The 20,830-nt window shown below is 45.4% G+C and carries 19 protein-coding genes; 7 read left to right on the top strand and 12 right to left on the bottom strand.

Translation table 11 applies throughout. The annotated features are described in order from the left end of the window. Window positions 1-36: 36 nt before the first annotated feature. Both QYB97_RS19530 and QYB97_RS19535 read right to left on the bottom strand, forming a co-directional pair. Window positions 37-1,041 carry a serine hydrolase domain-containing protein gene (locus tag QYB97_RS19530; RefSeq protein ID WP_301167703.1) on the bottom strand — a complete coding sequence of 335 codons (1,005 nt, stop codon included), beginning with the start codon at window positions 1,039-1,041 and terminating at the stop codon, window positions 37-39. 378 nt (window positions 1,042-1,419) lie between these two features. After that, window positions 1,420-3,849, bottom strand: a complete 2,430-nt coding sequence (locus tag QYB97_RS19535) for a M14 family zinc carboxypeptidase (RefSeq protein WP_301167704.1) — start codon at window positions 3,847-3,849, stop codon at window positions 1,420-1,422. Between the two features lie 345 nt (window positions 3,850-4,194). Here QYB97_RS19535 and QYB97_RS19540 point away from each other — a divergent pair, with 345 nt between their 5' ends. From QYB97_RS19540 to QYB97_RS19565, 6 genes are all read left to right on the top strand, one after another. Then, complete coding sequence (locus QYB97_RS19540; RefSeq protein WP_301167705.1) at window positions 4,195-5,511, top strand: alkaline phosphatase family protein; 1,317 nt, start codon at window positions 4,195-4,197, stop codon at window positions 5,509-5,511. 40 nt (window positions 5,512-5,551) lie between these two features. After that, window positions 5,552-6,886 carry an MFS transporter gene (locus QYB97_RS19545; RefSeq protein WP_301167706.1) on the top strand — a complete coding sequence of 445 codons (1,335 nt, stop codon included), beginning with the start codon at window positions 5,552-5,554 and terminating at the stop codon, window positions 6,884-6,886. Between the two features lie 51 nt (window positions 6,887-6,937). Next, complete coding sequence (locus tag QYB97_RS19550; protein WP_074440556.1) at window positions 6,938-7,090, top strand: YpzG family protein; 153 nt, start codon at window positions 6,938-6,940, stop codon at window positions 7,088-7,090. A 121-nt stretch (window positions 7,091-7,211) separates the two neighbouring features. Next, window positions 7,212-7,385, top strand: coding sequence for a hypothetical protein (locus QYB97_RS19555; protein ID WP_356948196.1), 174 nt, complete (start codon window positions 7,212-7,214; stop codon window positions 7,383-7,385). A 378-nt stretch (window positions 7,386-7,763) separates the two neighbouring features. Continuing rightward, window positions 7,764-8,144 carry a DUF4363 family protein gene (locus tag QYB97_RS19560; RefSeq protein WP_301167707.1) on the top strand — a complete coding sequence of 127 codons (381 nt, stop codon included), beginning with the start codon at window positions 7,764-7,766 and terminating at the stop codon, window positions 8,142-8,144. A gap of 9 nt (window positions 8,145-8,153) precedes the next feature. Further along, entirely contained in the window at window positions 8,154-8,846 is a 693-nt protein-coding gene (locus QYB97_RS19565; RefSeq protein WP_301167708.1) for a DUF421 domain-containing protein, read from the top strand. A gap of 46 nt (window positions 8,847-8,892) precedes the next feature. On the opposite strand, the gene scpC is transcribed toward QYB97_RS19565, so the two are convergent. The 10 genes from scpC to QYB97_RS19615 all read right to left on the bottom strand — a co-directional run bounded on the left by scpC (window position 8,893) and on the right by QYB97_RS19615 (window position 19,873). Continuing rightward, a complete protein-coding gene (scpC, locus tag QYB97_RS19570; protein WP_301167709.1) occupies window positions 8,893-10,407 on the bottom strand; it encodes a succinyl-CoA:acetate CoA-transferase ScpC in 1,515 nt (504 codons plus the stop codon). Window positions 10,408-10,535: 128 nt separating this feature from the next. Then, complete coding sequence (locus QYB97_RS19575) at window positions 10,536-11,180, bottom strand: LytTR family DNA-binding domain-containing protein (RefSeq protein ID WP_301167710.1); 645 nt, start codon at window positions 11,178-11,180, stop codon at window positions 10,536-10,538. 87 nt (window positions 11,181-11,267) lie between these two features. Then, window positions 11,268-11,546 (bottom strand): DUF3219 family protein, encoded by a 279-nt coding sequence (locus QYB97_RS19580; protein ID WP_301167711.1) that lies wholly within the window; start codon window positions 11,544-11,546, stop codon window positions 11,268-11,270. A 14-nt stretch (window positions 11,547-11,560) separates the two neighbouring features. Further along, complete coding sequence (locus tag QYB97_RS19585; RefSeq protein ID WP_301167730.1) at window positions 11,561-12,301, bottom strand: DsbA family oxidoreductase; 741 nt, start codon at window positions 12,299-12,301, stop codon at window positions 11,561-11,563. A gap of 266 nt (window positions 12,302-12,567) precedes the next feature. Then, entirely contained in the window at window positions 12,568-12,957 is a 390-nt protein-coding gene (locus tag QYB97_RS19590) for an acyl-CoA thioesterase (RefSeq protein ID WP_301167712.1), read from the bottom strand. 114 nt (window positions 12,958-13,071) lie between these two features. Continuing rightward, window positions 13,072-15,138 carry a catalase gene (locus QYB97_RS19595; protein ID WP_301167731.1) on the bottom strand — a complete coding sequence of 689 codons (2,067 nt, stop codon included), beginning with the start codon at window positions 15,136-15,138 and terminating at the stop codon, window positions 13,072-13,074. Window positions 15,139-15,233: 95 nt separating this feature from the next. Next, entirely contained in the window at window positions 15,234-15,716 is a 483-nt protein-coding gene (locus QYB97_RS19600) for a (2Fe-2S)-binding protein (RefSeq protein WP_301167713.1), read from the bottom strand. Beyond that, the gene (locus QYB97_RS19605; RefSeq protein ID WP_301167714.1) at window positions 15,713-16,549 is read right to left on the bottom strand and encodes an FAD binding domain-containing protein; all 837 of its coding nucleotides are present in this window, start codon (window positions 16,547-16,549) and stop codon (window positions 15,713-15,715) included. Before QYB97_RS19605 ends, QYB97_RS19600 begins: the two co-directional genes overlap by 4 nt. Further along, a complete protein-coding gene (locus QYB97_RS19610; RefSeq protein ID WP_301167715.1) occupies window positions 16,536-18,872 on the bottom strand; it encodes a xanthine dehydrogenase family protein molybdopterin-binding subunit in 2,337 nt (778 codons plus the stop codon). The genes QYB97_RS19605 and QYB97_RS19610 overlap by 14 nt, the downstream gene beginning before the upstream one ends. A gap of 14 nt (window positions 18,873-18,886) precedes the next feature. Next, window positions 18,887-19,873, bottom strand: coding sequence for an XdhC family protein (locus QYB97_RS19615; protein WP_301167716.1), 987 nt, complete (start codon window positions 19,871-19,873; stop codon window positions 18,887-18,889). 449 nt (window positions 19,874-20,322) lie between these two features. Here QYB97_RS19615 and QYB97_RS19620 point away from each other — a divergent pair, with 449 nt between their 5' ends. After that, a complete protein-coding gene (locus tag QYB97_RS19620; RefSeq protein ID WP_301167717.1) occupies window positions 20,323-20,709 on the top strand; it encodes a sporulation protein in 387 nt (128 codons plus the stop codon). The last annotated feature ends 121 nt before the right edge of the window (window positions 20,710-20,830 follow it).

A 20,830-nucleotide genomic window follows, 5' to 3' on the forward strand; every position in this document is an offset into this window, starting at 1 on the left:
AATGATAATTTAACCTGGGCAATAATTGTAATGTAACTAGCTAAATGTATCAGCCACTATGTTACTGAATTCTCTTAGATAATGAAGATAATTATCTCCACCATAGTTATATCGCTTATTATACATTTTTGCGACTACTAGATTATGTTTAGGTATTACTAACAATGTTGGACCGGTTATTCCTAGGATTTGATACGAACCTTTAGGTACCTTTTCTCCGATTTCACTTTTAGGAGACGGTGTATCTTGTACATACCAAAACAAGCCGTTAAGTGGTGTCTCTTTGTCGCGGTAATTCGGGCTTTGTACTTTGGTAGCTAATCGTATAACTTCTTTTTGCACTATTTGTTTACCATTCAGAAATCCTTCGTTCAAATGAAGATTACCCCATAATGCAAATTCCCGGGCTGTCGTATGAAGATTTGAGCCACTTCCATCATTGGTGCTTTCTATTTTGAAGCTCGCTGCTTCGTTTGGTTTATCAATTACTTTTACCAGTTCATCATTAGGTTTTGTATACCAGGCAGTGTCAGATAAGCCTAAGGATAAAAATACTCTTTCTTTCAGTAATTCCGGAAAACTCTTTCCATATAGGCTGTTTATTAATTTCATCATCATTAATACATTAATTCCTCTGTAAGCCCATCCTGTACCTGCATCAAACTCTCTAAAAAGAGTCCCATCATCTTTTTGATGTAATCCATGAGAATGTGTTACCAGGTGCCTTATAGTTGTGTTTGTGACGAATTTTTCATCATATTCATCAAAGTAATCGACTGCATAATCGTCTAAACTTTTGATCTTTTTTTCGTACAAAGCAAAAGCAACCGCTAGTCCCAGATAGCTTTTTCTGGCAGATGCTACGTTAAACTTAGAGACTTCCGTAATTGGCTTTGATCTGATTGCATTAGAATGGTAGCCGTGATAGTGTTCTAATATGATTTTGTTATCTTTGATTACAACTAATGCAGCAGCACTGCTGTGATTACGTTCCATTATTTCTTCTACATAAGAAATTAATTTTTGTTCGTTTACTGCCATTTTCTCCAATCACCCTCAATTATTACTCAAAATCTCATCCAATTTGATGAGAATCCCTTTGGATGCGTGCTGCTTCCTGCATGATTGCCGGGGAAATCAACTACAGGTGTTCTGAGCTTGCCGACAAGCCTTTTTGCATACTGGCAGGGTATTTAGACGATTTGTTCAGGATACCGAATTGCCAAATCAAGTCCAACGACTGCCCACGACAGAACCGATAATATGAATTTTACACTGATTTATCAGATTAATATTTTTACTCATGACGGTTCCTATCCCTTATCATTTTGTTCCAACAAAGATAAGTATTTCGATTCAAAAAAGTATATTCCTTCAAAAAAATATAGCAAGCCTCTTTGTCAGAAGCTTGCTTATTCATTACTTGCTGTAAACAGCGTTGGAAAGCAGGCGGAACAGATAATCCGTATGGCTGCGGAAACCAGCTTCAATTCCCATCAGCGTCACATCTTTGGACTTGTCTTTAATAATGACCGGTTGTCCCTGTGCAGCCTGGCGATTTTTCCAATGGCCGGCCACAAAGAAATCGGTATTGTTTTTAAAGGTAGCTACGGTTTCATAGCCATCGGTGTTGGAGTACCATACCGGGCCATAGACGAAGCCGTAGTCACTGGATTTATAGCCTTGTGTCAACAGATTGTTCTTGTAGTCCACACGGACAATACCGTTTGAATCGCCGTTGCCTTTATTGATGGTTACGTTTGTCAGGCCAAGCGTTTTTGCTGCACTTGCTGCTCCGGCTCCGACTGCGACATATTTTCCGCCGCCATTCACAAAGTCGGAAATCTTCTTTTTGAAGGACTCGAATTGTGCTTCGTTTTCCAAGCCAAACTCGGCATTGGCTTTGCTATTTTTATAGGAAACCAGATTGGCTGTTCCGCTGTAGAAAAAGACATCTGCATTTCCCAATCCCTTATTGGCAAGATCACTTGGTGTTATTTCTTTTACGTTAAAGCCCAGTCGCTCAAGCGCCAGCTTTGTTCCTGAATGAGATTGTGCTTTGTTCATTCCGCCATCTTTTAATATCGTTACATTAACGGATTGCACTTTTTTTGCGCCTGCCGGAATCTTGTCACTCTTGATGGTCAGTCCGGAATAACGGACAAGTCTTACAGCATCAAGGCTGACTTTGCCATTAAGATAGAAATCACCGTTTGAATCACGCTTGACCGCATATCCATTTTGAATCAGTTTGTTGGCAAGTTCGACAGCTTTTACAGACGTGTTCGGAATCTTGTATGGGCCTGTCCCTACAAGATGTCCCTGGTTGTCAGCTTTTTTTACAGGAGCAAGAGAAAAGGTTGTGCTGCTGTCAGCCGGGACCTGAATCGCATCAAAGCCCCAAAGCTCAGGCAGGCTCCATGCTGAAATATCGTACATGGCCGGTGTATCTTCCGTGATATCTTCCCCATCCCAGAGCATGGTGTTCGCCAGTCCTGCTTTTGCCTGGCTCATGTTCACCACATACGTTCCTGCAGGATAGGTTTTTCCGCCAAATTCAAATGGTTTGACGGCCTTGCTTACGTCAATGTCATTCTTAATTAAGTGGTTCACAGCTTTTTCTGTGGCTGACGAATCCTGAGGATCTGACGGCAGAATGTATGCTTTCGGGAAAAAGCCTTGTTTATGGAACGGATGATCGAAATTAATGCCGCGCTTGAACACTTCGATCTGGTCCTTCACCATGCCCGTTTTATTTTGCGCAGCATAGCTTAGCGCACCCATAACCGCATCATAATGCCACTTTACACCATCCCAGTCATTAGTCGGTGTTTCCAGTGTATAGCCGTAAGAGCCGTGATACATGGCATACATTGGGGTGAAAATCGGCGGATAATCATCCCAGCCTGCTGTATCATCACGCTGTGGTATGTAAGCACCTGTCATCTTCTGGTAATCAACCTTTGAAGTTGAGGTATTGGTATTTTGATAGTTGCTTCTGTTATTTACAATTTCAGACTCCATAGCTTCCGCCTGATTCATGGACCATTTGGAGAACAGGTCATACTCATAGTTCGGATTATGAGGCGGCGTACATGGTTCAATCAATCCCGGATGATCCGGCCCTCCGTATGCTTTTACATAACCGTGCAGATCCAGAAACACCATCGGGTTCCATTCCGTGATGAGTGACACCATCTGCTGAGTTTCCGGCTGTGATTGGGTGATAAAATCACGGTTCAAATCGATGCCATTGCCATTAAAACGAGTTGCATCCACACGCCCATCCGGATTTGCCACCACATTAAAAATTAATATTTGTGTACTCAGGATTTGCTTTGTTTCTGCATCGTTCTGTTTCGCAAATCGTTCGATTAACTGAAGAACAGCATCAGACCCGGCAAACTCCGTTCCGTGAATGGAACCGTTGATCATGACCGGCACCTTTACATCGGGATGCTTTTCGATGAATTTCTGTGCCTTTTCTGGATTCTTAAACATTTGCTTTCTCAGTTTCTTGTAATATCCCATTTTGCCATTCGCCGACGGCTCGGCCACCGTCACGACATACATATCCTTGCCATACGCTGATTTCCCTTGCTTCTCTACCTTTACACGCGGACTTTGTTTTTGAATGTCCATCAGCTTCTGCCCGATTTTGCTGTACTTCACAAAATCATAGTTTTCACTGTTAAACAAGCTGCCATCTTTCTCGCCTTGTGTTTCAAAAACGTTGACATTATGCCACCCGACCTGTGCTTTGGCCGGTGATTCAGCCAGTGCTGCATACGGTGCAGCCAGAATGCTAAGCCCGATCAGGCCAGCTGCCGCTTTCTTTTTTAATCCCATCAGCCCATCTCCTCTTATCATCTTTGGAAAACTATTACAATATTCATAGTATCGTATGAATATTCAATTATACATCGATAAAAAGCCCTAATTTTTAGGAAAATAACAATCAAAACACCCACTATATGAGGCATTTATTACTATCATAAAAATTTACAGAAAATGAATATGCATGTATTAAGAAAAAGTTAAGGAAGCTCCTCCATCCAACTATAGGGCAATCCCAATCAGCGAGTTACAGAAGAGCCGTTTACTTTACGGCTCTTTTTTCTTTCCTTCTTTTAAAAGGGTAGCTCTATTCAATGAAGAAACACTTATTGTAGAGATTATAATAGGGAGGCACTTATGAACCGCCTGACTGACCATTTAATTGTCATTTCGTTTGATTGTCTTTCCTCACTCGATTTTCCTGTGATCAAGAACCTTCCCCACTTTCAAGAGCTTCTCGAGCGGGGATCGTATTGCGCCAATGTGGAATCCATTTATCCCACTGTCACCTACCCCTGCCACGCCACCATTGTCACTGGCAATTATCCGAAGCGCCATGGTGTCGTGAACAATACCTTTCTCCAGCCAGGAAGAGTTTCACCGGACTGGCATTGGCACCGGCGGCATATTCAGGGCACTACCCTATTTGATGAAGCAAGAAAGGCAGGAATGAAGACGGGTGCACTTCTCTGGCCGGTTACGGCAAAAGCAGATATCGACTATCACATGCCTGAGATCTTTGCGAACCGGCCGTGGCAGCATCAGATTCCTGTTTCGCTCATGAATGGCAGTTTCTTTTACCAGCTTGAGATGAACCGCCGTTTTGGCCATATCCGAAAAGGCCTGAACCAGCCCCAGCTCGATGACTTTGTGCTGGAATCCGCTCTGCATACGATCAAAACAAAGCAGCCAGGTCTCTTGCTCATTCATTTTACCGACCTGGATACTCAGCGCCATTACCACGGATTTTCTTCAGAGGAGGCCATGGATGCACTAAAGCGCCACGATCACCGTCTGGGCAGGATCCTGACTGCAGTAAGAGAAAGCGGTACAGCTGAACACACAACAATAGTGGCGTTAGGCGATCACAGCGCACTGGATGAAACAACAGGGGTGCAACTGAACGTATTGTTTAGGGAACAGGGATGGATTTCTGTTTCTCCAAAAGGAAAGGTAACGAGCTGGCAGGTCTACTGCCATAGCTGTGATGGCTCGGCATATATATACATAAGAAACAAAAACGATCAAAACCTTCAAAGCAAGGTTCATGAATTTCTTCTTCAATTGGCGAAGGAGGAAAGAAACGGTATCGAGCAAGTGCTGACCGCAGATGAAGCCGGAGCTTTGGGAGCCGATCCCCGCTGCAGCTTCATGCTCGAGGCACGTCCTGGCTATTATTTTAAAGAAATTCTGGAAGGAGACTTTCTTCACCGTGTCACGAAGGAGGATGTTCGTGACAAACGGTATACGTACGCTTGCCACGGCTATTCTCCCAAAAAGGAAAACTACTCCACATTTTTTGCTGCAGCCGGAAAAGGTATCCGGCCACATCAGGAGATTCCATATATGCGCCTGATCGATGAGGGACCGACATTTGCCAGATTGCTCGGATTGGATTTGGGTGATACGGACGGCTCGGTGATTGAAGGATTATTGAAAGGAGAAGGAGAATAACAAGCTAAGAAGTGAAGACAAAGGTAAAGGGGATAAGAGAATGAAACATTTCTCAAAGGAAGAAACCAGCTGGATGTATTACGACTGGGCAAACTCTGCCTACTCCATTATTATTACCACGGCTGTATTTCCGCTTTTTTACAAAAGTGCTGCCACGAGGGCCGGGGTAAGCGCCGCAGATTCCACTGCCTATTTGGGATACACCATTGCCATTACGACCTTTATTCTGGCCATGCTCGGGCCGATACTGGGCACCATCGCTGACTATCGGGGCATGAAGAAAAAGTTTTTCGCATTCTTTTTCGCAGTGGGCATTGCTTCAACCGCTTCCCTTGTGTTTATTCCCAGCGAACAATGGCTGCTGCTGCTGATTTTGTACACGCTGACTGCTCTCGGCTTTAGCGGCGCTCTCGTTTTTTATGATGCCTTTTTGATCGATATTACAACTGAAGAACGGATGAACAACGTTTCTGCCCGGGGATACGGCCTCGGATATATCGGCAGTACCATTCCATTTTTGATCAGCATTGCAATCATCATTCTCGCGCAAACCAAAGCACTTCCCTTTTCCACTGTTACCGCCAGCAAGGTTGCTTTTCTCATCACTGCTGTATGGTGGGGATTGTTTTCCATCCCCCTTTTCAAGCATGTTCACCAAAAATATTATATCGAGCGTGAACCACGGATCATGCGCAACAGCTTCAAAAGGCTAGGCCAGACTTTAAAACAAATCCATAGCTACCGTGCCCTGTTTTTATTCCTGCTTGCTTATTTCTTTTATATCGATGGCGTTGGGACGATTATTTCCATGTCTACTGCTTATGGTTCGGATCTTGGCATCAGTTCCACCTCCCTGCTGATCATTTTATTTGTAACCCAGGTGGTAGCCGCTCCGTTTGCCGTGCTGTATGGAAAACTGGCTGAAAAGTTTACCGGGAAGAAGATGCTCTATGCGGGGATTTTTGTTTATATCATTGTTTGCATTTATGCTTATTTTTTAAAAACCACAATGGACTTCTGGATTCTTGCCATGCTCGTTGCCACCTCCCAGGGCGGCATTCAGGCACTTTCCCGTTCCTACTTTGCCAAGCTTGTCCCAAAGCAGAACGCCAACGAGTTTTTCGGATTCTATAACATTTTCGGGAAATTTGCTTCCATTCTTGGACCGCTGCTCGTCGGAGTTACGGCCCAGGTCAGCGGGAATTCAAGCAGCGGCGTGTTCTCCCTTATTCTTTTGTTTATCATCGGCATGATTTTATTAAAGTTTGTTCCGGAAACACGTGCGGACGCCGTGGATCGGGCAAATGATAAAAATATAAACCAATCTGACATAAATATGCCGGCAATGACGCATAATAATCATGATATTCCCTGAATATCACACATGTTTCTGGATTGTTACTCTTAGCGGATGAGGTGAAAAGCCATGAGTTACAAAGATCATTTAGATCCCCACTCTAGTAAGTTTCACCACAATTGGACACGGCCGAAGCGTCAAAAGTCTCAAGTGAATGGTCATACTGAGATGTCTCAGCAGAACATTATCTTGAGAAGCAACGCCAAAGCCCACCACTGGTAAGCATGACGAAAAAGAAACAGAAAAAAGAAGGCCGCTGCGGTCTTCTTTTTTTGTTTTTTCATAAACACCATAATTTCGCATATAAAGGGATTAACACTTCCCTAAGGAGAGAAGGTATCCCATGAACGGAGACACAAAAAAGATCAGAGTTTTTATTGCCAGTCCCTTTTTTGATCAGGAACAAATCTCGCGAATCCAAAGGCTTGAGAATGCATTATCCCGCAATCCTCAGGTTGCTGAATTTTACTCCGCCCGGTTTCATCAGAACCAGCAGTATGAAGGCCCCTTAATTTAATTTCACATTCCTGTAATGTGTCCAAGCCAATTCTAGTGATTCTCCATAGAATATATGAGAGAAAAGAGATTTCCTTTTCTTATTTTTCGATTTTAGATATGGGGGATAAAGATGTCCAGAGGAAAAAAGGTAGTGAAATGCAGAGTAAGAACCCGCCGCACAAGCGGAGGGAAGGTAGTTACGATTCGCTGCAGAGTGAGAAACAACCGGCGCCGCCGTTCCAGCTCAAGCTCAAGTTCAAGCTCAAGATAACATATCAATATAGAAAGGATGCTGTCTGTATGACGGGCAGCATCCTTTCTGTGTTCTCAGGCAGGAGTATAAATTCTCCTCTCTTTACCGAAGATGATTAAAAGAGGTCGTGGAGGAGGAAGTGGCATGACGCCCGGGAAAATTACTGTTGTACTATCAGCCATACTGATTTTGCTTTTTGGTGCTATGTTTTTTACCCAATATCAGCTTTTCAATGCCGGCAGCCCTACGTTTAAGGAAAATCTTAAAAATATAGAAGAGTCCGTGAAAAAGGAAGACTGGGATGAAGCGATGCACGAAGTCAAAAACGCAGAACGTATGTGGAACAAGGGCCAGGTGCTTGTGGCGATCAAATACTCCGATACTAGTTATACGTTATTAAACCTGACGTTAAAGCAATTGAAGGGTGCCGTGATCACCCATGATAAACACGAGGCAGTCCGCAGCGTGAAGGAATCTATCTTTTTGTTTGAAAATATTACTTCGGTTTCCCCGCGGAGCACCTAGGAGGCTTTTATGGTTGATTTAATGATCTATATCGTGAGGAGCCTGATTGTCATTTTAGCTACATGGCTCATCACCAATTTTATCGGTAAAAAATCGATCGCACAGCTGACTCCCTATGACCTGGCCATTCTCTTTATCATTTCAAACGTCGGCGCACAGCCGCTGGTCAATAAAGATTCATTTAAAACAGCATTCGGTATGATCCTGCTCGGATTAAGTATTGTTCTCATTGCGCGGTTGTCATTGAACAAATTTTTTTACCAAATGGATACCTCCCCAAGCATTGTGATTGCCAACGGCCAAATTAATGAGAAAGAACTGAAGAAAAACCGGATGAGTGTCTACATGCTGCTGTCGCTGCTTCGGGTTCAGGGTTACTTCAAAATTTCGGACATCAACTATGCCATTCTCGAGACGAGCGGTGATGTTTCCGTTATTCCAAGAGCCCAGTCCAGGCCGGTCACACCAAAGGATATGCAGCTTTATCCCCAGGAGGACGGCCTCACCTATGCTGTGATCATTGACGGCCAAATGATGAAACAGGCACTCCACCATGCCAAAGTGTCAGAGGACTGGCTCGTTCAGGAGCTGAAAAAGCTCTATATGGCCTCTCCGCATGAAGTCTTTTATGCCGAGGTGGATTCGGATAAACAATTATTCGCCAACCTTTATGCTTCTTCCAAGTCAAAAAAAGCCAATTAACGAAAAAAGCTGACTTTCGCAAAATGAAAGTCAGCTTTTTTATGGGTTATACCAGCTGTGCAGCCTTCTCAAGCATGGTTCCGCTCTTTTCAAAATTGATATGCCACGAAAGAGCCTTTTCGAGCACATGAGGGGTTTGCCCCCCTCTTTTCAACGCTTCCTGGTAATATTCATTCAGCTGGTCACGGTACAGGGGATGAGCACAATTCTCGATGATCTTTTGCACACGCTCTCTTGGCGCCAGTCCTCTCAGATCTGCATATCCCTGCTCCGTTACAATCACATCCACATCATGCTCTGTATGATCCACATGCGATACGAAAGGGACAATGCTTGAAATGTTGCCGTCCTTTGCGATCGACTTAGTCACAAAAATGCCAAGACGTGCATTGCGGGCAAAGTCTCCTGAACCGCCGATGCCATTCATCATCTTCTTTCCCATCACATGGGTCGAGTTGACGTTTCCATAAATATCAAGTTCAAGAGCGGTGTTAATGGAAATGAGCCCCATCCTGCGAATCAATTCCGGATGATTGGAAATCTCCTGAGGTCTCAAAAGCAAACGGTCTCTGTACTTTTCAAAATTTGGAAATACACTTTTCATTTTTTCTGAAGAAAGGGTTATCGAACAGCATGATGCGAATTTCACCTTACCGGCATCCAGCAAATCGAATACAGCATCCTGCAGAACCTCTGAATAAACTTCCAAATCCGTAAATTCGGAATCCAGCAATCCATGAAAAACGGCATTAGCTACCGATCCGATTCCCGACTGCAGCGGAGCAAGATTTTCTGTCAGGCGGCCTGCCTTGATTTCTTCTCTTAAGAATGTAATCAAATGCTGTGCCATGATTACCGTTTCCTCGTCCGGCTCAACGATGGTGGACGGCGAATCCTCCTGATGGGTGAAAACAATTCCTCTGATCTTCTCCACATCCACCTGAATCCCCTTCACACCGATCCGGTCAGAAGGCGCAGAAAGCGGAATTGGCTGCCGTTCCCCCTGCGGTCCCGGCTCATATAAATCATGAATGCCTTCGAGCAACTCCGTCTGTGCCGTGTTGATCTCAATAATGATGTTTTGGGCATACTGTGAAAACACCATGGAGTTGCCAATTGATGTCGTCGGAATGACCATGCCATCCTCGGTAACCGCAATCGCTTCCAAAATCGCAAAGTCGATTGTGTCCAGCACATTGGAGCGGACCCATTCTGACGTATGAGACAAATGCTGATCTACAAAATGAAAATCTCCGGCATTGATGCCTTTTCTCATGGTAGCATCTGCCTGAAACGGCAGCCGCTTGTTAATCATGTTCTTTTCGGCAAACAGTTTATCTATATCTGATCCAAGGGAGGCTCCTGTGAACACATTAACTTTCAGGGGACTTTCTTCCGCCCGTTTAGCCAGGGCAAACGGCACGGCTTTTACATCTCCTGCCCGTGTAAATCCGCTTAAGCCAAGTGTCATTCCATCTTCGATCCAGGATGCTGCTTCCTCTGCAGATACAATCCGATCATGTAAGCGCTGATCTCTAATTCGTTTGTAAACGCTTTCCATTCTCTCCACTCCTTGTCTCTCTCTTTTCATAAGTGTAGCAAATGCCAGTATGATCGAGAGAGAAAGGGGATAAATCACAAAAAATTGAGATAAGACAGAACATTCAGTTCGTAAAACAGAAAATCTGATTAGAAGCCGAGCAAGGTTCTGAAATAACTCGCATAGGATTGGCTGACAGGCACCTGTTCACCATTCTTCATTTTTAATAAAAACGTCGAATGACTGTCCGGATAGATTTCCAAAATGTGATTTACATTGACGATGAACGAGCGGTGACAGCGGACAAAATTATCCTTCGGCAAGAGAAAATCAAATTCATTCAGCGTATCCTTGTGACTTCCCGTATGCTTTTCACCTATCACATAGGTTTTGCGGTCCCTGGCCTCCAGATAAAAGATATCCGAAAACGGAATGGGAACCCAGCCATCCTCGCTCTTTACCGTAACCACGGTTTTCCCGCTTGTCAGCGCCGGGAAAATCGCTGTCACACATCCTTGCAGTTTTTCCTCGTCAAATAACGGAACCGCCATGCCATAATAAGGCGTTCCAAAAATATCCCGGTTAATAAATTGAGAGACTTTTTGCTGAGACAGAAGGGCTTTATGTGTAATGGTCCCCTCTTTAATCCCATCTCCCGGTTTAATTTTTAAATTGATCCGGCGGCTGGGCTGATAATAGATATAATGCTCGGTATCTGTAACCGCAATTGAAGCTTCATTTGAAAACAATTCACTGATCACATCAAGAAGTGCTGATGTTTTAAACCGTTCCATGGCTCACACCTTTTCTTTATACCTTGTTGTTCCTTTGATATTGTAGCATGAAAAAAGGAGAACGGAACGCCCGCTCTCCTTCTGGTATTATTCTTTTTCCGTAAGCTCCAGATAAAAATCTCCCACCGCATTTTCTTCGTACAGGTTCGTAACAGAAGTAGAATAATTGCGGATCGAAGCCCTGAACGATAACTCTTTTTGAGGCACTTTTACATCAAAATCATTTTTGTACAACAGTGTGGTAATGTCATGATAGTCTTTATGTTCGACTTGAAATTGAAAAGAAATATGTCTGCGCCCGTTCACTGTTGTTTGTTGAAAATCACTGGCCGGGATGGTTGTGTCATTCAAAACAACGCTAGTCACCGCAAGTCACTCCTTTAGATGCTGCAGGAACCGTCACTGCAGTCATTTTCTTTATCTTTCTGATTTTCGTTGTTGTTCAGCAGCTGAATGGGAGATTCCTCCTGTTCCTCCTGCTTCACCTTTTCGAGGACTTCTGTGAAAACGTCCTCAGGCTGCGCGCCAGACACTCCGTATTTTTGGTTAAAAACGAAAAACGGAACGCCGGTAATGCCAAGACGGGAGCCTTCTTCTTCATCGGCACGAACATCCTCTGCGAATTTCCCATCTTTTAAAACAGCAAGCGTTTCCTGCTCATCAAGTCCCGCTTCTGACGCAAGCTTTGCAAGCGTATTGTGGTCATTGATATCAAGACCTTCTGTAAAATACCCTTTCAAAATCCGCTCTGTCACTTCTTTTAACAATCCATTCTGTTTCGCAAAATGAGAAACCCTGTGCGCATCAAATGTATTGGCGGGTATCGCCCGGTCAAAGTCATACGCCAGTCCCACGTCCTTTGCCCGCTCTGCCATCTGGTCGTTCATGCTTTTTCCCTGCTCATACGATGTACCGTATTTCTGGGCAAGCACGGCATGAATATCCTGATCCGTTCTTTGGAACGAAGGATCCAATTCAAAGCTTTTGTACACAACCTCTACCTTTTCACGCCCTTCAAACGCACTGAGGGCATTTTCAAAGCGCCTTTTTCCTATATAACAAAATGGACAAACATAATCTGACCATATTTCTACCTTCATACTGTACCTCCTCGAACCTATTCTCTCCTATTGTAAAGGGAATTCACTCATTTGGCTCCCATCCTGCTCACGAAGGGGAGGATAAACGGTTTGAAGCAGGCATGATTCTGAGCGTTACTTGCGGTTCGACACGAAATAGTTGCGGTAAATTCCAGTTTACTTGCGGTTCGACACAAAATACTTGCGGTAAATTCCAGTTTACTTGCGGTTCGACACGAAATAGTTGCATATCACGTCATTTTCATAAAAAAAGAAGCCAGAACTTATCGCCTGGCTCCTTCTTTTTACTATTTAAGATGCTTCTGCAGTTCTACCCGAATGTTCTCCGGAATGGGTTCAGAGGTTTTGCGCTCCAGATGATAATTGACATACACGGCGGTTCCCCTGGCACAGAGCCTGTCTTTCTGATGAAGTTCTTCATACAGTTCAAGGCTTGTGTTACCGATTCGCTTGACCCAGGTATATACTTTAACGTCCTGGCCGAAGTAGATTTGGTCCACAAAATCGACATTCATATTTAAAATGATCATCTTCCAGTTTTGAAAGGAACTGTCCGGCATAAACAATTTAAACAGCTGATTGCGCCCTGCCTCGAACCAGATGGGAATGGTGGTATTGTTGATATGGCCCACGCCATCTGTTTCAGACACACGCGGTTCAATGATGGTTGTATACATAAACTCCTATCCTTTCTTTAACTATAGCTCCATATCTATTTCGGTTCTTCGTTCTTATTTCCTTTTAAAGAAAAAAGAAGCAGCTTGATTAGCTGCTCCTCTCAAAGAACTTCCTTATACCTGACGTGCCCAGTGGCGGTGCTGTGCGATGGCTTGAATGAATTCATCGCTGTTTCCGCCCTGCAAAATGACTACGCCTGCTGCGTTAGAGCTGGTTTCTACTCCTGCTGCGGCTAGAAGTTCCGTTCCTTCTGCGGAGGCACCTACGGCTTTGTAGTGGCTGTAAGCTTCGTTCACAAACGTGGTCGCCTCTTTTATTCCTTTTAGCGTGCTGACGCTGTCTGCTCCGCCTGCCACATATACGGCATCATACAAAACGGAATCACTGGTCAGTAACGTCTGATCGACCTGAAGCTCCTGGCCTTCTCGGCTTGAAATGGGAGTCAGTGTTTCACTGATAATTTCAGAGGTAATACCTTGATTTTTCAAGGCAGTCTGAAGCCCGCTGACTTCCTCCCCATTAAAACCGTCTTCTGCCAAAATCGCTACTTTACGGGTAGCCGGAGCTTTTACTGTATTTTCCTGGCTTAGTGCCGGGGAAGACATCGTTTCCCTGGAAGGCTCGATTCCTTCAGGTGCGGTCACACCGATTCCTGCCGCCACCTGCTCGGCAAGAGCTGTGTCCACATGGCTGATGACCTCAACCACCTGCTGCTTCACACTCTTGCTTTTAACTTTTCCAAGCTCGAAGCGGAAAGCCTTAGTGATATGCTGTTTTTCCACATCAGACATGCTGTTCCAGAAAAGCTTGGCCTGGCTGTAGTGATCTTTAAAGCTTTCACTGCGCTGTCTGACCTTGCGTCCTTCAACTTTTTCCTGATAATGAACATAACCGCCTTCTTCTTCCGTTGCCGGTGAAGGATCATTATTGTCCAGCGAATTTTTATGATATGCAACGGGCCCCTGGTTAATGGTCATGCGGTGCATGCCTTCCCGCTGATTGTTATGGAACGGGCACACCGGACGGTTGATCGGAATCTCATGGAAGTTCGGACCGCCCAATCGTGAAAGCTGGGTGTCCGTGTACGAGAACAATCGTCCCTGAAGAAGCGGGTCGTTCGTAAAATCAATACCTGGCACCACATGGCCGGGGTGGAATGCGACCTGTTCTGTTTCCGCAAAATAATTATCCGGATTTTTGTTGAGGGTCATCTTCCCTACGATCTTCACAGGAACCTGCTCTTCCGGCCACACTTTTGTCGGGTCGAGGACATCAAAATTGAAGTTGAATTCATCTTTTTCCTCGATCATTTGGACGCCAAGCTCCCATTCTGGGTAATCGCCCTTCTCGATCGCCTCATACAGATCCTGGCGGTGAAAGTCCGGGTTTTTACCGGCAAGGCGCTGGGCTTCATCCCATACCAGTGAATGAACGCCGAGCTTCGGCTTCCAGTGGAATTTTATAAAACGCCCTTCTCCTTTGTCATTTACAAAGCGGAACGTATGCACGCCGAAGCCTTCCATCATCCGGTAGCTGCGCGGAATGGCGCGGTCGGACATTGCCCACATCATCATATGAGCCGATTCGGTATTGTTGGCGATAAAGTCCCAAAAGGTATCATGTGCCGTGGATGCCTGCGGAATTTCATTGTTCTGCTCCGGCTTGAAGGAATGAACAAGATCCGGAAACTTCAGGGCATCCTGAATAAAAAAAACCGGAATGTTGTTTCCGACAAGATCATAGTTGCCTTCCTCTGTATAGAATTTGGTGGCAAAGCCCCGCACGTCACGTACTGTATCTCCTGAGCCACGGGAACCAGCAACCGTTGAAAAACGCACAAAAACCGGTGTTTTTACAGATGGATCCTGTAAAAATCCCGCCTTGGTATATTCTTTCATGGATTCGTAGACTTCGAACTCTCCATGTGCTGCATAGCCTCTGGCATGGACAATTCGTTCCGGAATCCGCTCATGGTCGAAATGGGTCATTTTTTCACGGAAATGAAAGTCTTCCATTAAGGTTGGACCGCGCACACCTGCTTTTAACGAATGCTCGTCCTCAGAAACCTTCAGCCCCTGATTAGTGGTCAATTTCTTGCCTTTATTGTTTACACGGAATGCATTCAGCTGCTTATTTTTCTTGTTCTCTGCTCCATTTTTGCTGGAATCGTTGTTATTAATAGTGTTCTCCTCCTTTTATGTATCTACTCCTAGACGTACCCTTCACCGCTGAAATTAAACTAGTGATTTAGCTACCTGGAAAAAAAGAGGCCCGCTTACACATCTTGTTGTAAGCCAGCCCTATCTTCACGGTTCATTTTGAGCAGAGATTTTACCGCCTTTTCAATTTCCTGATATCCGGTACACCGGCAAATGTTGGAGCTTAAAAATTCTTTAATGGTGTAATCGTCTGCCTCCGGATATTTTTTCAGCAAACTGTTGATATTCATGATAAAGCCGGGTGTGCAATATCCGCACTGAAAGGCAAAATGTTCAATGAACGCATGCTGGACCGGCGAATCTTTTAATCCCTCAATGGTAAGTATCGTTTGATTCAGCCCCTCAACCGCAAGCATCAGGCAGGATTTCATGGCTGTGCCGTTCACATTGACCGTGCAGGCTCCGCAGTCACCATTCAGGCAGCCCGGCTTTGCCCCGGTTAAGCCAAGCTTTTCACGGAGCACAAAAAGAAGAGTGGCTGAAGGCCTGAACGCCACTTCTCTTTGCTCACCGTTTACAGTTAAACGGGCTGTAATCATGGATGATTCCCCTCCAGTCTACTAATAAGATCTTCAAGCATATGCTCGAGAACGAACATCCTATAGCCTGAAGAACCTTCTACATCATCAAGCACAGGCTGCGGCACATGCCGAAGAGCTTCTTGAACCCTGTCAGGAAGAGGCCCCCCCTGCCCAATGGCTTTTTCCATTTCAAATGCACGAAACGGAAAAGAACACAGACCGCTGACGGCCAGCCTTATTTCAGTTTTTGTTTTTAAAACAGCCAGCGTAATCAGGGGATAGCCTGTGTCCCATTGCTGTCTTCGTTTCACACACACATAGGGCATCGTTAAGTACCTCTGGTCTGTGTGCAGCTGAACGAGAAACTCTCCTTTTTGAAGCATCAGTTTCCGATTGAAGACCTGATGAACTGGGGCCTTCCTGAGCCCATTTTTTCCGGCAATCACAGCATCGCTGTCTGCCAGCAAAAAGGGGAGCACGGCTTCACGGTAAAAAATTTGTCCGCAAATATTTCCTCCCACCGTAATTTTATTTCTGGCTGTGTGATCTGCTACCCCGCTCGCTGCCTTGCTTAACAAAGGAAACAGGTTTCTTTCCTCTACTGCCGTTAGAGAAAGAGCCGACCCGACAATTAAACGATTATTTCTAACGGTCAGCTCCTTACATTCAGAGATCGTTTTAATATCAATGACTGCGTTCGTTTCCACCAGGTTCAGACGGCCAAGGGTAATGATTTCGGTTCCACCCGAATAATAAACCGGACTTTTCCCTTCACCTTCCAGCTGCTGAAAGAGCCGAATTCCTTCCTCCACTGTTTTGGGCAGGTAATAATCAAAATCATAGGTCTGCATGGGAGTAGCCTTCTTTTTGTTTCATTTTCCAGATCTGTTCCGGAATGAGTGGCAATTCGTTCAGTTTCACTCCTGCCGCCAGGGACAGAGCATTTCCAAGAGCCGCAGGCATCCCCATAAGCCCATGTTCTCCAGCCCCTCTTGCGCCATAGGCAGCATCAAGCTGCGGGGTGACCACAAATGATACATGATACTCCGGATGCTCCCCGTACCGGAGCGGCCGGTACGTTCTTAACTGCGGATTCAGCACCCTGCCCCATTTATCAAACACAAAGGTTTCTCTTCCTCCAAAGGCAAGCCCCATACTCATCGCCCCCATAACCTGGCCCCGTGCCGCTTTTTCATTTAAAACCGTTCCAATATCAACCGCTGAAAACGCACGGACGATTCTGTAGGTAAGATGTTTTTTGTCAAATTCAATCTCAACCGCCTGGGCACCTACCGACCATTCAGGCCCAGGCTTTCCTGCTCCTGTCTCCTTGTCCATGTACGTCAATCTTCTAAGATTGTAATGGCCTCTTCCGATGATTTGGCCGCCAATGGCATTTCCGTTCGAATACACATAGCCATAGGCCACGTCTTTAATATCTAGATGGATGTCCGGCTCATCCCGCAAAAATATTTTCCCGTATCCTACTTCCAAGTCATCGGGTTGAGCCCGCAGCACACATGAAGCAGTACTTTTCAACTGCTTGATAACATCCTCTGCTGCAGCAAGTACGGCCCGGCCTGCCATAAAGGTTCCCCGGCTGGCAACCGTTTTCCAATGCTCCGGCGTACTTTGCGTGTTTACTTTCATTTGGACATGAACCATCCGGATATCCATTTTAAGCGTTTCGGCTAAAATTTGTGCCAGAACCGTTTTTGTTCCTGTACCGATTTCGATAACACCGGAAATGAGGTTGATGCTTCCATCGCGATTGAAGGTCAGAATCACCCCGGAACCCGCATCTGATTCAATGGTCGAGGTTTTCCATATGCAGCTGACCCCTTTGACCCTGATCTTACCATTGCCAAGGTCCTGAATCATGCCCTCCTCCCAGTTGATCATTTGCTTTAAGCGGTCAATGCATCCCGGTAAATTCCCGACATTGCTGTTGTTCAGCTTCACTTGTGTCGGAGTGGTATCCCCCGGCCGGATCGCATTGATGTACCTGAGCTGCAAGCGGTCCATCCCGAGTTTGTCGGCAAGCACATCCATTGTCCGCTCCACGGCAAACAGGAGCTCTGAATGGCTGAATCCCCGAAATGGCGCGGCATACGGATGGTTCGTATACACACAAAGCGAATCACACCATACATTCTCAATGCCATAAGGACCCGTACAGTCGACCGCCGCTGCCCGGCTTAAATCGGCGCCTTTGTCTGAATACGCTCCCCCATCAAATAAAAAAAGAAGCTCTGCTGCCTGGATTTTCCCGTCCCTGGTGCTTCCTAGCTTTACAGTGGCATCAAGACCAATGTGGCATGGCGAAGTCAGCATGTCTTGTTCCCTGATATTTAACAGCCGGACTTTCCTTCCTCCCACAGCCATGGAAGCGATAAAGGCAAGAAGTTCGAGCTGGATGGATGCCTTTCCTCCATAAGCTCCACCTACAAAAGGAGTTTCAACAACGATTTTCCCAATGTCCACACCAAAATATTCATTAATTAACCGTTTCGCCATAAACGGCGCTTGCGATGAAGTCATGATGTATACTTTGCCATCGGGAAGAATTTCAGCGGTGGAACACCTTGTTTCCATGGCCGCATGATCAGATGGAGAAAATGAGAAACGTTCTTCCACCGTTACCTCTGCCAAATTCCAGCCTCTCTCCATGCTGCCTTTGCGGATTTTTGTCCGGTTGGCAACATTCGTTCCGGGTTCAGGGTACACCCGTTCCTCCCTTTTGTAGCGGCCGAGCTGTTCATGAACGAGAGGGGAATTTGGCATTAATGCCGCTGTGGGCGAATGGACAACCGGCAATGGTTCGTACTCCACCTCAATCAGCTCTGCCGCCCGTTTAGCCTGTTGCGGAGTATCGGCCACCACAAGGGCGACAGCTTCGCCATAATGTCTTACTTTATCTTTGGCCAGCACCGGCCGGTCCCGGATTTCCTCACCTGTTAACGGAAATTGCTCGCCAGTAATAATGGCACGCACGCCAAAAACCTCCTTGGCTTTTGACGTTTGAATGCCCTTGATCACGGCGTGCGCGTAAGGACTCACGACAATTTTGGCATGGAGCGAATCAGTTGCCGGGTAATCAGCGGTATACCTGGCCGTACCGGTTACTTTTTCCCATGCTTCTTTCCGAAGCACACTTTTTCCGATTAACCCCACCGCTACCCTCCCCTTTACCTTTTGCTTATCTCTGCTGGCAGATTGCTTTTGCGCAAAACATCAATCATCTCTGCCACTATACTTACTGCGATTTCCTGCGGGCCTCTCGAACCGATAGAAAGCCCAACCGGGGAATGAAAAAAATCCGGGAGTTCTTTCGTTCCCAAGAGCCTTTCGGCACGCTCCCTCGGCCCCAGCACACCAACATAGCGAAGCTGATCGGCGGGCAGCCTTGACAAAAATTCTTTGTCCTTTTGAAAATTGTGAGACATTATGATAATGTAGTCCCGTTCATTCACCATATATAACTCGCTGGACTCGGATTCCAAACAGAATGTCTCCAATGGGTACGGATAGTCCTCTTGATTACAGAGAGCCGGCCGCCAATCACACACCATAACCGACCATCCAGTTTTAAAGGCCAACTCCGCTACTGCCCTTCCATCCATACCCGCACCAAATACGATGACTCTCGGTTTGGGTTCATAAAGGTGGGTATAGACCATACCTTCATGATCCATAAATTGAACCCCGCTTGAAAACAAAGAATGCTGATCCATATCCTCCACTCTCATAAATTCATTAACGGTTGATAAATACGGCAGGAGAGATATTTCTTTCCGGTGAAGTATTGACTTCCCCTCCTCAAGCATGGATTTGGCATACAGAAGCTGGCGCCTCAATTTGTCATCCACCGCCTCCAGCCAGACATGAAGCACACCATTGCAACCCGCTCCCTGCCCCCATGAAAGGTCATCTTCCTCCCTCATGCTGTACGTCACATATTGAGGAATGCCCTCTGCCGCCACTGTGCGGGCTCTTTCCTTGAGATCGGCCTCTACGCATCCGGCACTGATCATGCCCGCCTGGTTTTCCTCCCAGAAAAGCATCATCGCGCCTTCTTTCAAATAGGACGACCCTTCCACTTTAATTAACGTGGCTGTGACACATCCTGCCTGCACTTCTTCCAACCTGCAAATCAATTCATAAAAACCAATCATTATGCCCACCCCCTGATTGGCCCTAGTCCATCACTTCTTTCCGTGAACGGAAATCGCCCATCAACACAATGTATTCACAGGCTGCACCACGTTAGAATACCGGATTTCATAAGGTCATAAAAAGTTAACAATTACTCAGGAAAAAGTGTGTTGACATCCCGAATCCATGCGTATACAATGAGTATCGAATCGATGAAGTGGTGAACAAAAACGACTATCAAATTTATATAAATTAAAACTCCAAAGGGGAGTAGCTGACAGTTACGCCGACATCCCGTGATTGATTGATCACCGGCTTAACTGGCAACATCTAGTTGTAGCGAGACCTTTGCCATCTGGTAAAGGTCTTTGTAGATGTTAAAACCTTTACCAGGATATACAGGTAAAGGTTTTTTACTTAAACAATCACTTTCTTCAATTGGCTTTTATCAACTGGAGGTATGATCACCGTGTTAAAAAAATGTATGAGCTTATTCAAACTGGGGCAAGCAAGAGTGGATTTAATCCTGGATACAAAAGAGCTTAAACCCGGTCAAAATGTAAATGGCTATTTCCACTTGAAGGGAAGATTGGTGAAGCAAATTATTAAAAGGCTCGAATGCGACCTTATTCTTCATAACACTGAAGATAAAACGGAACAAATGATTGAGTCTGTCACAACCATCTACATGTCCAAGGAGCTCGCCTCTGATGGCAGCATCGAAATCCCTTTAAGTTACCAGCTGCCTGAAAATCTCCTTTCATCCTCCTCAACGGTCTCCTACCGTTTTCAAACAAGACTCATCTGTGACAACGCCCGCTGTGTGGATCACGATGAAATTACCATATGCAGCTAAACAAAAAACCCAATCGGCAGCCGATTGGGTTTTTATTTATTTTCTTTTCATTCTCATCCCGCACTTGCAGCGGACACTGTGTTTTAGTTGTTTAATTTCACTATGGCATCGTGGACATTCA

It is taken from the genome of Fictibacillus fluitans (genome assembly GCF_030418125.1).
In the GTDB taxonomy this organism is placed as follows: domain Bacteria; phylum Bacillota; class Bacilli; order Bacillales; family Fictibacillaceae; genus Fictibacillus_C; species Fictibacillus_C fluitans.

Coding starts and splice junctions, on each gene's coding strand:
- QYB97_RS19530 (WP_301167703.1), bottom strand. CDS start 1,041: ATGGCAGTAAACGAACAAAAATTAATTTCTTATGTAGAAGAAATAATG.
- QYB97_RS19535 (WP_301167704.1), bottom strand. CDS start 3,849: ATGGGATTAAAAAAGAAAGCGGCAGCTGGCCTGATCGGGCTTAGCATT.
- QYB97_RS19540 (WP_301167705.1), top strand. CDS start 4,195: ATGAACCGCCTGACTGACCATTTAATTGTCATTTCGTTTGATTGTCTT.
- QYB97_RS19545 (WP_301167706.1), top strand. CDS start 5,552: ATGAAACATTTCTCAAAGGAAGAAACCAGCTGGATGTATTACGACTGG.
- QYB97_RS19550 (WP_074440556.1), top strand. CDS start 6,938: ATGAGTTACAAAGATCATTTAGATCCCCACTCTAGTAAGTTTCACCAC.
- QYB97_RS19555 (WP_356948196.1), top strand. CDS start 7,212: ATGAACGGAGACACAAAAAAGATCAGAGTTTTTATTGCCAGTCCCTTT.
- QYB97_RS19560 (WP_301167707.1), top strand. CDS start 7,764: ATGACGCCCGGGAAAATTACTGTTGTACTATCAGCCATACTGATTTTG.
- QYB97_RS19565 (WP_301167708.1), top strand. CDS start 8,154: ATGGTTGATTTAATGATCTATATCGTGAGGAGCCTGATTGTCATTTTA.
- scpC (WP_301167709.1), bottom strand. CDS start 10,407: ATGGAAAGCGTTTACAAACGAATTAGAGATCAGCGCTTACATGATCGG.
- QYB97_RS19575 (WP_301167710.1), bottom strand. CDS start 11,180: ATGGAACGGTTTAAAACATCAGCACTTCTTGATGTGATCAGTGAATTG.
- QYB97_RS19590 (WP_301167712.1), bottom strand. CDS start 12,957: ATGTATACAACCATCATTGAACCGCGTGTGTCTGAAACAGATGGCGTG.
- QYB97_RS19600 (WP_301167713.1), bottom strand. CDS start 15,716: ATGATTACAGCCCGTTTAACTGTAAACGGTGAGCAAAGAGAAGTGGCG.
- QYB97_RS19605 (WP_301167714.1), bottom strand. CDS start 16,549: ATGCAGACCTATGATTTTGATTATTACCTGCCCAAAACAGTGGAGGAA.
- QYB97_RS19615 (WP_301167716.1), bottom strand. CDS start 19,873: ATGATTGGTTTTTATGAATTGATTTGCAGGTTGGAAGAAGTGCAGGCA.